Here is an 11,483-nt window from a genome sequence, read left to right on the forward strand (position 1 = left end):
TGACTACAGTGCTTACATGGATGAAAATATTCTGCAAGAAAATATGGCTACCTCGATTTGTACCCATTTATTTTATTGCACATCTTGTGAAAATCAATATCAAATTCAGGTTCAGGAAATATAAAAGGAAGCTGCACCAACTGTATGCAGCTTCCTTTTATTTGATTTAGCTCTGAACGAGTCGCTTTCGCTTTTCTTATTTACTTCTCGTTTGCGTGACGAATGCGAACTTCTGAGTCTACGTCGAAGAAGTGAACTTTGTTCATGTCAAATCCTAATGTGATGGATTGACCTGGCTTGTATTCAGTACGAGAGTCAACACGTGCTACGAAGTCTTGACCGCCTACTTGAGAGTAAAGCATTGTTTCTGCACCTAATAGCTCAGCTACTTCAATTTTTGCTTCTACTGTAGAGCCTACTGCAGAAGAGATGAATACAGGCTCGTCATGAATTTCTTCTGGACGGATACCCATGATAATCTCTTTGCCGATGTAGTTTTGTTCGCGAAGGTACTTCAGTTTACCTTCAGGCACTTGTAGGCGAAGGTTACCTGCTACGAAAGAATCGTTTTCAAGTGTACCGCGGAAGAAGTTCATCGCTGGAGAACCGATAAAGCCGCCTACGAACACATTCTCAGGACGCTCATATACTTCCTTCGGAGAACCTACTTGTTGGATTAAACCATCCTTCATAACAACAAGGCGTGTCGCCATTGTCATTGCTTCTGTTTGGTCGTGCGTTACATAAATCGTTGTTGTACCAAGACGTTGGTGAAGTTTAGAAATTTCAGCACGCATTGATACGCGAAGTTTTGCATCAAGATTGGATAAAGGCTCGTCCATCAAGAACACTTTTGCGTCACGAACGATTGCGCGACCTAATGCTACACGTTGACGTTGCCCCCCGGAAAGCGCTTTAGGTTTACGCTCTAAGTATTGCTCAAGGCCTAGGATACGAGCTGCTTCTTTTACACGCTTATCAATTTCTTCTTTTGAGAATTTACGAAGCTTTAAGCCGAAAGCCATATTATCATATACGCTCATGTGTGGATACAACGCGTAGTTTTGGAATACCATTGCAATGTCGCGATCTTTTGGTGCAACGTCGTTCACGCGCTTACCATCAATGAAAAAGTCACCTTTTGAAATTTCTTCAAGACCTGCAATCATACGAAGTGTAGTAGATTTACCACAACCTGAAGGACCTACAAATACAATAAATTCTTTATCTGCAATGTGCAGGTTAAAATCTGTTACTGCTGTTACGTTGTTATCATAAATTTTATAAATATGCTCTAATTTTAATTCAGCCATGAAAACATCCTCCTGATCATTGTTGAAATCGTTTTCTTATAGTGTCAGTGTATCCCAATTCTACACGTGCGTAAATGTATAACCTGACCAAAAAAAACGCTTTCATTTGTGCAATGTGTACAAATGTAGAATAGAATGAAAGCTGCCGTGGCTTACAGCAGCTTTCATTGGTATAAGCATAGAGAAAGGTACACGGCAACTGCACCTTTAAAGTTTTTGATATCGATTCCTGTTTTTTCGATAAATTTATCAACGCGATATTGAACGCTATTTCGATGCATATATTGCTGTTTTGCTGCAAGCGATACGTTCATATTTGCTTCTAAAAACATTTTTACTGTATGAAGTAGATCTGCATCATTTACTGTTTGGAGTACCGGCAGCAAGGCATCTGGTTTTTCTATCACAAAATGAGGCAAAATATCTTCTAAATCCATGATGTGGCGATGGGATTTACGAGTGCAAAGAAATCCATCATGTTCCCATTGAAACCAAAAAAGAAGTGAATTATCTACAGGTCTTAGCTTGCCCACCAGTATATGTAGGGTAATAAAAAAATCTGATGTTAATGTTTGAAATGCATCTTTGTCTAGAAACACATCCACATTTGTATCAAGGTACTGCTCAATAATGACTCCCGTTTTGTCGTCCTTCCACACAATGATGAATTCAGTTGACAATAGTCCGCTCAGCGCTTCTTGCCATGCCTGTTTTTCAAAAAAGGGCTGTTTTAAGGAAAAGTGTAAAAAGCGAACAGCCTTTGCTTCTGTTAAAGGATAAGAGGCAGATTGAAACAAGAAGGACTTCCATGCTTTCTGCGCTGGTGACCAATCATCTTCGAGAAGAGGAGTTAAAAAAAGAGAGAGAAGAGCTTCGTCTTTTTTCGTAAGATTTTCTTTTAAAATTCCAAATTTTTGTCCGCTTGTATCGGCATACCATCTATATAGGGCATAGGTATCTTCAGATGTATCGGTAACCACTGTACCGTAGTATTGTTTCAGTTTGTCTAACATGTAACATCTCCTCATGTAAGCCTTATTACATTAAGTGTAGCACAGAAATTTTAAACATAAAAACCCTTCATACGAAGGGTTTTCCTTATTCATATATGTGATATAGCATAAGCTCATGGATATGGGCAGTTATTTCTTTTTCATGCCTAGCATCAGGGGTAGTATCTCCCCATTCAATTTGGCCATCTTTATGATACGTGGCTGTGTAATATATCTTTTGGAAGAAAAAGGAAATACGCCAGCCTGGTAATGAAGTGAATAAAGGCTTGTATTGAAAGTGTGTAAACATATGTGTCTCTCCTTTGATGATGATGCTGTATAAAATACGACACAGTGCTACAAAAATCCTGCTTCGTGAAAACATATGGTGACAAGATTTTGAATGACCTGCGCTTCGATGGCAGCCTCATCAAAACGCATCGGCTTTGCGTTTGCTTCAAAGATATAATACCGTCCATTCGGATCGACACCGATATCTAGTGAGAATTCACGAACACGTCCAAAAGATGCCATTAAGCTTTGCCCGCAGAGGTCAACGAGGTGTTCTAGCTCCTTGGAGCGCACCGGTCTTTTTAATTCTTCTAACGCAATCATATGTCCACCGTTTGGGATATGCGTAACAATATTTCCAATACCTGCAACACGAACGCCAATACCGCTAATTCTAAAAGATCCGTGTACATAATGAGAAACAAGGCGCAAATCATATTTTTTACCATCATGTTCATCGTGTTCAATTGCTTGCTGTGCAATGAATGAGGAGTGTTCATGACGAAGCATTTCCCACAGCGCCTCATGGCTGCACATATAGGGAGAAGTAACGGGCCTTTCGACACGCAACATATCACCTTGACTTGTTATGCGTAATAGTTTTTTTCCTTTTGCACTATGAGTCTGCTTGATATATAAAACGGAATGAATAGCAAGCTGTTGATAGAGGTCTTTTTCAGTTTCAATTAGAATAGTGTCCGGTAAATAGCGCTGTAATTGTTCTTCAGTTGAAAGAGCTTTGTAAACATCCCACTTTGAAAAAAATCCTGGATTGAAAATTGGAATATTTTTGTTAGATAGTGTGTTTAGTGTATATTGCGCTGCTTTAGTTTGTTCTTGTGTACGATTAGAAATCCGGTTATATACGACATCTGGATAAGGCATCTGATAGGCAATCCAAGATTGCTTTTGTTGCATGTACCCCACAATATAATCGCTTTTCAAATTATAAGATGTAAAAAGAAAGCCGATTCCATTGTTAGACTGGATGGTATGCAGCAAAGCACTGAGTCTTTTCCAATCTCCATAACCTTTACCTTCTGCACTTCCTCCTATGAGAACGCCTATTAAAGGACCGACCCGACCGGCATGTGTACGAACTTTAAATGTTTGAGCTTGTAGAGGGATAGAAGCAGTCAAAGCGATGTGACCCAATCTTTGTTTTGGAGTATCAGAGTACCATACGCCTTTTTTATAACCAATTATCATTGAAACAGTTCCTCTGGTGCAAATAAAGCTTTTTCTGTAAGATGCAAGGCATAATCGAGGAATAACTCTTTGGTAATACGGTCGCCTTCTCGGAGTTTTGGGTAATCAAAAATAGAGCGCCCTGGCTTTGAATTTGCTTCAAAAAGCCAAACATGGCCGTTTTTATCAACACCTACATCAAAGCCAATTTCACCGATGTAACCAGTGACGGTAGCATCAATCTGCTGGCTTAGCAGCAAAGCGGCTGTTGTCAAACGTTCCTTCATTATTTGACGTTCTGTATCATCTGGAAAGATTTCTTCCAATGTTTTCACTTCACCGCCATTATTAATATGAGTAGTCATGCTACCTTGACCAGCTATTTTGGCAGCGATGGCGCTCACAATCCATTTGCCGCTCCGATTTTTATTGGTGTGAATACGGAAATCTACAGGATTGCTGTTTACCCGTAGGAGAGGGATGCCTTGTTGTACAATAAATGTATGCAAATCTGCGTCCGTAAGAAGGTGGTTCATTAAAAATTCCAACGAATGATATTTTCGGAGTTTATTGCCGTCTTCATCACGGTAGCGGCAATAATATTCGTTATGCTCAAAGGAGTATCTGACTTGATAAATACCATTACCGAGACTCCCGTTCATAGGTTTTATATATACATGTCCGTATTTGGAGAGAAGCAGCTCGACTTCTTCAAAGCCGGAAAACAACCTTGTTTCGGGCAGGTAGGAGGCTACTTCGTTATCGTTTTTCAGCAACTGATAAATATCCCATTTATTAAAGAAGCCGGGATTGAACCAAGGAATTAAATATTCCTGTTGCAATCGATTTTTCACACGTGCAATGGCACGGTGATTTTCTGTCCTGCGATTGGGAAGGCGATCATATACAACATTTGGAAAAGGGACGTCATATTGTACCCAGCGTTCTTGGTTATAGAAATAGCCTGTGATAATTCCTTCTTGCCAATTGATATTATGAGAACCAAATACGAATAAATAAGCCTTTTGCGCTGTTTGTGAGGTTAAAAGATTGGCAAAAAATAAAGAGCGCTCTCCAATCGGTCTTAGCTGAGATTCTGTAAATCCTGCTGTGAAAATGCCAATCAATGGACCGATGATAATGGTAGCATCATGCAGGAAGACATGTATATCAGATAAAAAAGGCAGACGTAGCTCTTGTAATACCTCATGTCCAATTGTAATGGTAGAATCCGATAAGTAGTCTGTTTTTACTTCACAGGGTACAACACAGGTACCAAAGGAGATATATCGCAGTGCGTTTGTTTCCGAGACAGTATATGGCACATACACAGTACTAGGCTCTCGTGTTCCTTCAGCAAGCTGGAATTGTTTCCGGTTCATAGCACATCCGCTCCCTTAGCTAGAGAATGACAATACAAAAGCGGAGCGCGATACAAGCCCTCGGCACAGGAAGGGTTGCTTTCAAGCAATACCTTTCGTCCAGGCTTGGAGTTTACATCAAGTAACCATACCGCACGATTTCTGTCAAAAGCTACATCAATTCCAATCTCAAATAAAGGAGGAAGCTCTTTCTCAAGGGCTGCAGGAACGGCTGAGATTAGAGTGTGCAAATCGCTTTCGAATAACGCTATATCACGGCGCGGATAGGATTGTTTCCAAGTAGGGTAGGAGAATGCATGACTGCCGGCATTGAGGTTAGAAACTAAGCTTTGCTCATCGCCAATCCTTACACCGCGCCCAGCTTCCTGCCATTTACCTTGTTCGTTCTTCTGTAATAAAATGCGAATATCAAAAGGTCTGCCCATACGGTCTTGTACAGAAAGATAAGGTTGCTTTACATAAGGACGGTGAAGTGTAGTGTTTAGCCAATTTATAAGTTGCTCCTTTGTCTGAAAAACTTCTTGCTTCACATCCTTGACAGATTGTATATATACTTCAAAGCTCTTCCGTCTCATGATAATATGACAGAGACCGTTTCCTTGAGAGCCTTGTAGCGGCTTTAGAACAACTTCACCTTTCTTGCTGATATCATCCCATACATTTTCCGTTGTAGCTGTTTCAGTAGCTGGAAGGTAGTGAGCAACCGTTTTATGTTTCTGCAAGATTGCGTAGGTTTGCATTTTATCGGGTAATCCGTGTCCTAAAAAAGTTGTACTGGGGCGCTTTTTCAACCATTCGACAATCGGTCTTGCTTTACGAGAGGCATCTGTGCCGTTGTAAAAACAGCGGTCATAGATATAAGAAGGAATTGGAAAGATTTCTTTTTTCCATGTTTGCGTTTCGTTATGAAATAAAAAACCGGATATGAGTTCTGTAGCCGGATTGATGTCAGTAGGTGTAAAGCGGACAACTTGTATATTGTATAAATGTCCTCGTTTCGCAATTTCAGTGAAATATTCCATTTCAGTTGCACGTATTGATAACAAACCAAGCATCATTTTAATTCCTCCTTAGCGGTTGTTGAGCAATTGAACAACAATAATCTAATATAGAGCGTACAGAAGGTCTTATTCGATCGGATGCAGGCATATTTTTAGACGGTTTTACATTTACCTCCAACAGCCAGGGGTTGCCGGATGTATCAATCGCCAAATCCATGCCAAATTCTCCGTACAGACCCCCATAGGATTGGCTGATGCATTTTGCAATCTCGATAGCCAATTCGTAAAGCAACTTTTTTAGGTGCTTTACTTCCTTTTGTTCAAAACCTGAATACAGCACTTCTTCTAGCTTATACATCTCTCCCCCCATCGCAACATTGGACACAAACTCCTGGGGGGAGGAAACACGAGCAACCGAAGATGAAACACGCCAGCCTGTTTCAGATAAGTGACACAACAATCTAAAGTCAACGGGACGCTCGGTGTATGTGTACAAACTGAGTCCTTGTTGAATAATGTATGGACGCTTTCCAACGTAATGCTTGAGCGCTAGAAACAAATCTTTTACAGATGAATACGACCGACTGATATCACCTTGGAATGTAGTATAATCGAGTACATATTGCTCATTTTGCTTCGTAACTTTAAAGATATGGCGTCCTTGACTTCCGTATGCCGGCTTTATAAATAAAACAGGGAACATATTGAGAGACTCTTGTAAAACAGAAAAACTAGTAAATAAATATGTTCGTGGCACATATGGCTGTAAATAAGGAAAGTTTTCTAATGTATTATAAACCTCCCACTTGTTTAAAAAACGATCATTAAAATAAGGGATACCATGCTGCGTGATAAGGTTTTTCCAATTGGCAAAATCATCACCTTGTTCTGTTTTACGTGAGTGTATACGATTATGTACAACACTCGGAAAGGGCACTTTCTTTAAGAGCCAGTAGCCATCTTCATACGTGTAGCCTGTGCCCCACAAAGGTAAAGAGGTGACATAGAAAAAGCAGCCCTGTTTTTCAGAAAGTATTGCCAGCTCTTCGCAAAATGCAGAAATACTGCCGAATGAATCACTTTGTATTTCTGTGATTACTGCAACAACTGGACCGATTAACAGCTCTTGATGAGACGGTAAATAACTGCATCTAAGGACGCGTTCTGCCGGTAAAAGAAGTTGTGATAATAGTTCTGGATGACAAACGATATGATTTCCAATCTCATCTATTGAAGTAATATTCACGAACACACTTGTTAGACCAAAAAAAATAGTAAAAGAGTTACCTGGGCGAAGTTTCCATTGCATAGCGAGCCGCTTCGATAAGTGAATTTCATGTAAACTCTTCACATTACCTGTGATAAGTTTGACTGTTGAACAAGAAAACATTGAAAACGCCTCATTTCCTAAACGATCTTTCTACAGCTTATGACACACAAAAAAAGTGGTGAAACGCCCATGACCGGATTATACATATGATAGGGAGTCTGTTATAGTTAGTGAGGAACATAAAAAGGAGGAATTATATATGGCTACAAATATGTATGATGCAGCATATGCGCTGCAAAAAGCAATTACAGAAAATCCCGATTTCATCGCTTTAAAGCAGAGCTATGCGAATGTGCAAGCAGATCCGCAAGCAAAGCAATTGTTTGATCAATTTCGTGCAGTACAAATGGAATTACAACAGAAGATGATGCAAGGACAACAAATTACAGAAGCCGACAATGCAAAAGCACAACAGGTTGTTGCGCTAGTTCAGCAAAATCCAAAAATCGCGCAACTAATGCAACAAGAGCAACGTATGAACATGCTGATTGGTGACTTAAATAAAATTATCTTAAAGCCGCTTGAAGAGTTGTACGGACCTCTTGCGCAATAAGAAAAGCGGAAGCGGCTCATTCAGCTAAAATAGCTTGATGCATTGCGCATCAAGCTATTTTTATTTTGAAACTCCTGGATGACCTTTATAATAAAAGCGCCATGGGTAGTGCACGGCCTCTTCTGCATAATCAATATTAATGCGTGGTCCTGATGTTATTTCATAGGGCAATGGGTCACACGCTTCGATGTAAAGAGTATGACTAAGCAATGATACTCCATTGTGTACTCTTGTAATGCCCATCGCTTTGCATAGCTTACCAGGCCCGTTTGTGAGGTTACGCATTTGCATTTTATTCACATCTATTGTGCCGTATCGTGCATACAGCATCTCCTCTATCCCTTCGTCAGGCATAATTGCACGGACCAAAATACCATGTGGTACGCCTTCTGGTGCTGTAATAATATTGAAGCAATCATACATGCCGTATATCAAATAGACATAAGCATGCCCCGGCGCACCGAACATTACTTCTGTGCGAGCAGTACGACGATTACCATGGCTATGGGCCGCTTTATCTTCAGGTCCTTGGTAAGCCTCAACTTCTATGATGATACCACTTCTTCTTTTTCCATTTACAACGTGTACTAATCGTTGTCCAAGTAAGTAGCGTGCTACAGTCAATGTATCGTATTCATAAAATGATAAAGGTAATTTCATACAGAACACTCCTTTTATAAGTGCAAATAGTTTTTTTGTATATAGATATAGTAAGAAAATCAAAGGCAAGAACTGCTTCATATAGGCTTGTATTTTCCCCCCAGCATGAGCTCCGCTATGTAACTACATAATACTCGTTCTGCCCTCCCGTTCTAAAAAACTCACTTTCATTTTTGTCAATTTACAGACGCTTGAAGTATGATTTGTTCTAAGGAAGCCTATCGTTTCATACGTTATTTATGAGGACGCGACAGCTTAGAAAAGGAGGGGCTTCTATGATTTATCGGTTATTAGCTATTAATATAGATGGTTCTCTCATTCGCTCCAACGGCCGTTTACAAAAGGGCGTAAAGGAAGCGATTGATTTCGTGCGCGAAAAAGGTGTATACGTGACGCTTTATACGAGCCGTAATTTCCAATCGGCGCATAAAGTTGCTAAAGCGCTAAAGCTGGATTCATTGCTTGTCACCCATAGCGGCGCATTTGTGGCTTCATCTTTAGATGAACCATTTGTACAACGCAAGCTATCAGAAGAGAAGACATTTAACTTAGTACAGGTACTTGAACATTTTGATTGCAATATACGTATTTCACACGAGCGTTTCTCTTTAGGGAATCGGCGTAAGTTATCCTCTAATCTCATTGCACGTGCCGTACTTTCAAATGCAGACCCTGTATTTTATCCTATCCAGTTTGTAGAATCATTAGGCGATACACTACGTGATCAGCCTGTAGAAGCGGCACGAATTGACGTATTTTTTGCTAGTAAACAAGACAAAGAAAAAGCATTGCAGACTGTTCACGATGCATTTGAGGACGTAAATATCATAGAATGCAGTGGTAATAAAATAGAAATTTTACCTACGGGTGTGTCAAAGCTGCGCGGCCTACAAATTGTTGGTCAGCATTTGGGTATTTCCACATCAGAGATGGTCGTTATTGGCGACAGCATTGATGATTTAGAAGCAATTGAACACGCCGGACTTGGTGTAGCAATGGGGAACGCACCCATTGAAGTGAAACGTGCTGCTGACTGGATTACCCGCTCTAATAATGAAAATGGTGTTACGTATATGATTAAAGAACACTTCCGCAAACAGTTTCCGCTTGATTTCTTGAAAGATCATATTAGAATCAAGCGTTGGTAATCTTGCAAGCAGAGGCTGTCCCAAAAGTGGAACAGCCTCTTTGCTTAAACTTACCATTATACATCCTGGTTGACCGCTTCTTACTCCTGAAGTACACTAAAGAAAGTCTGAAATGAAAAGGTGAGAAGCATTGCAAATAACTATTCAACAATTACAGGATGAGCGTTTTTTGCGTCCGCTGCAATTGATTGGCAGCTTGTTTTTTGAAGAATGTACTATCGTATTCGGAGAAGACGGAGAGCTTACTGTTGCGATTCATATAGAAGGAGAAGAGGAAGTGACAGCTTCCGCTGTGTTAATGGAGGCGGCGACAGGTAAAACTTACAGTGCTTCGTTCTCTAAAGATGTCACAAGCTTTGAAACGGAAAAAGAACGTTTTAAACAGGTAAAACATGTGGTTTCCTATGTGTATCTTTCTGTTTTACAGCAGTTTACGGGTATTGAACAGAAATGGGGCATTTTGACTGGGGTAAGGCCAACGAAGTTGCTGCATAAGAAATTGCAAAGTGGTTTGTCACAAGAAGAGGCACACAGACAGCTACGTGATGAGTATTTAATTCACGATGAAAAAATTGAGTTGATGCAGCGTATTATTGATCGGCAGCTTGCGGTCGTGCCGGATTTATATAATTTGAAGCAAGAAGTGAGTATTTATATTGGTATCCCGTTTTGTCCGACAAAGTGCGCATACTGTACATTCCCAGCTTATGCAATTAATGGGCGACAAGGCTCTGTTGACTCTTTTTTAGGCGGCTTACATTATGAGATTCGCGAAGTTGGTAAGTTTCTAAAGGACAAAGGCATTAAAATTACAACTGTATATTACGGCGGTGGAACGCCGACGAGTATTACAGCAGAAGAAATGGACATGCTGTATGAGGAAGTATACGAGGCGTTTCCAGATGTGAAGAACATTCGTGAGGTAACTGTAGAAGCGGGGCGACCGGATACCATTACACCGGCAAAGCTCGATGTGCTTAATAAATGGAATATCGACCGCATCAGTATTAATCCGCAGTCATATCATCAAGAAACACTAAAGGCGATTGGTCGTCATCATACGGTAGAAGAAACGATTGAAAAGTACCACTTGGCACGTTCAATGGGAATGAATAATATCAATATGGATTTAATTATCGGTTTACCAGGAGAAGGTTTGGACATTTTTCATCATACGTTGGCAGAAACAGAGAAGCTGATGCCGGAATCGCTGACGGTTCATACGCTTTCCTTTAAACGCGCTTCTGAAATGACACAAAACAAGCGCAAGTATAAAGTGGCAAGTCGTGAAGAAATTACAGAAATGATGTACGCGGCGGAGGATTGGACGAAAGAGCATGGTTATGTACCATATTACTTGTATCGCCAAAAGAACATCTTAGGTAATCTTGAGAATGTTGGCTATGCGATGCCAGGACAAGAAAGTATCTATAACATTGTTATTATGGAAGAGGTACAAACCATTATTGGTCTTGGATGCGGGGCATCTAGTAAGTTTATTCATCCAGAAACAGGCGTAATTACGCAGTTCTCGAACCCGAAAGATCCAAAGTCCTATAACGATAACTATATGAAATATACAGAAGACAAACTGAAAATTTTAAGTGAGCTATTCGCGTGATACA

The 11,483-nt window shown here is 40.3% G+C and carries 11 protein-coding genes; 3 read left to right on the plus strand and 8 right to left on the minus strand.

What is annotated here, in order from left to right; all coding sequences use genetic code 11:
* Positions 1-200: 200 nt before the first annotated feature.
* From MUG87_RS16560 to MUG87_RS16590, 7 genes are all read right to left on the minus strand, one after another.
* Positions 201-1,313, minus strand: a complete 1,113-nt coding sequence (locus MUG87_RS16560) for an ABC transporter ATP-binding protein (RefSeq protein WP_247083597.1) — start codon at positions 1,311-1,313, stop codon at positions 201-203.
* A gap of 164 nt (positions 1,314-1,477) precedes the next feature.
* A complete protein-coding gene (locus MUG87_RS16565; RefSeq protein WP_247083600.1) occupies positions 1,478-2,326 on the minus strand; it encodes a helix-turn-helix domain-containing protein in 849 nt (282 codons plus the stop codon).
* Between the two features lie 85 nt (positions 2,327-2,411).
* Complete coding sequence (locus MUG87_RS16570) at positions 2,412-2,615, minus strand: DUF5342 family protein (RefSeq protein WP_247083603.1); 204 nt, start codon at positions 2,613-2,615, stop codon at positions 2,412-2,414.
* A 47-nt stretch (positions 2,616-2,662) separates the two neighbouring features.
* A complete protein-coding gene (locus MUG87_RS16575; RefSeq protein ID WP_247083605.1) occupies positions 2,663-3,805 on the minus strand; it encodes a YheC/YheD family endospore coat-associated protein in 1,143 nt (380 codons plus the stop codon).
* Entirely contained in the window at positions 3,802-5,166 is a 1,365-nt protein-coding gene (locus MUG87_RS16580) for a YheC/YheD family endospore coat-associated protein (protein WP_247083607.1), read from the minus strand. Before MUG87_RS16580 ends, MUG87_RS16575 begins: the two co-directional genes overlap by 4 nt.
* Entirely contained in the window at positions 5,163-6,224 is a 1,062-nt protein-coding gene (locus MUG87_RS16585; protein ID WP_247083609.1) for a YheC/YheD family endospore coat-associated protein, read from the minus strand. Before MUG87_RS16585 ends, MUG87_RS16580 begins: the two co-directional genes overlap by 4 nt.
* Position 6,225: 1 nt before the next feature.
* Positions 6,226-7,557, minus strand: coding sequence for a YheC/YheD family endospore coat-associated protein (locus tag MUG87_RS16590; protein ID WP_247083611.1), 1,332 nt, complete (start codon positions 7,555-7,557; stop codon positions 6,226-6,228).
* Positions 7,558-7,696: 139 nt separating this feature from the next.
* Between MUG87_RS16590 and MUG87_RS16595 the strand changes: the two genes are divergently transcribed.
* Positions 7,697-8,050: a YlbF/YmcA family competence regulator gene (locus MUG87_RS16595; protein WP_124565255.1), complete on the plus strand. Its 354-nt coding sequence runs from the start codon at positions 7,697-7,699 to the stop codon at positions 8,048-8,050.
* Between the two features lie 60 nt (positions 8,051-8,110).
* Here MUG87_RS16595 and MUG87_RS16600 read toward each other — a convergent pair whose 3' ends face one another.
* Positions 8,111-8,710 (minus strand): DNA-3-methyladenine glycosylase, encoded by a 600-nt coding sequence (locus MUG87_RS16600; protein WP_247083613.1) that lies wholly within the window; start codon positions 8,708-8,710, stop codon positions 8,111-8,113.
* Between the two features lie 275 nt (positions 8,711-8,985).
* Here MUG87_RS16600 and MUG87_RS16605 point away from each other — a divergent pair, with 275 nt between their 5' ends.
* The gene (locus tag MUG87_RS16605) at positions 8,986-9,858 is read left to right on the plus strand and encodes a Cof-type HAD-IIB family hydrolase (protein WP_247083615.1); all 873 of its coding nucleotides are present in this window, start codon (positions 8,986-8,988) and stop codon (positions 9,856-9,858) included.
* A gap of 130 nt (positions 9,859-9,988) precedes the next feature.
* Positions 9,989-11,479: a coproporphyrinogen III oxidase gene (locus tag MUG87_RS16610; RefSeq protein ID WP_247083617.1), complete on the plus strand. Its 1,491-nt coding sequence runs from the start codon at positions 9,989-9,991 to the stop codon at positions 11,477-11,479.
* The last annotated feature ends 4 nt before the right edge of the window (positions 11,480-11,483 follow it).

Origin of the sequence: Ectobacillus sp. JY-23 (assembly GCF_023022965.1) — a bacterium.
In the GTDB taxonomy this organism is placed as follows: Bacteria; Bacillota; Bacilli; order Bacillales; family Bacillaceae_G; genus Ectobacillus.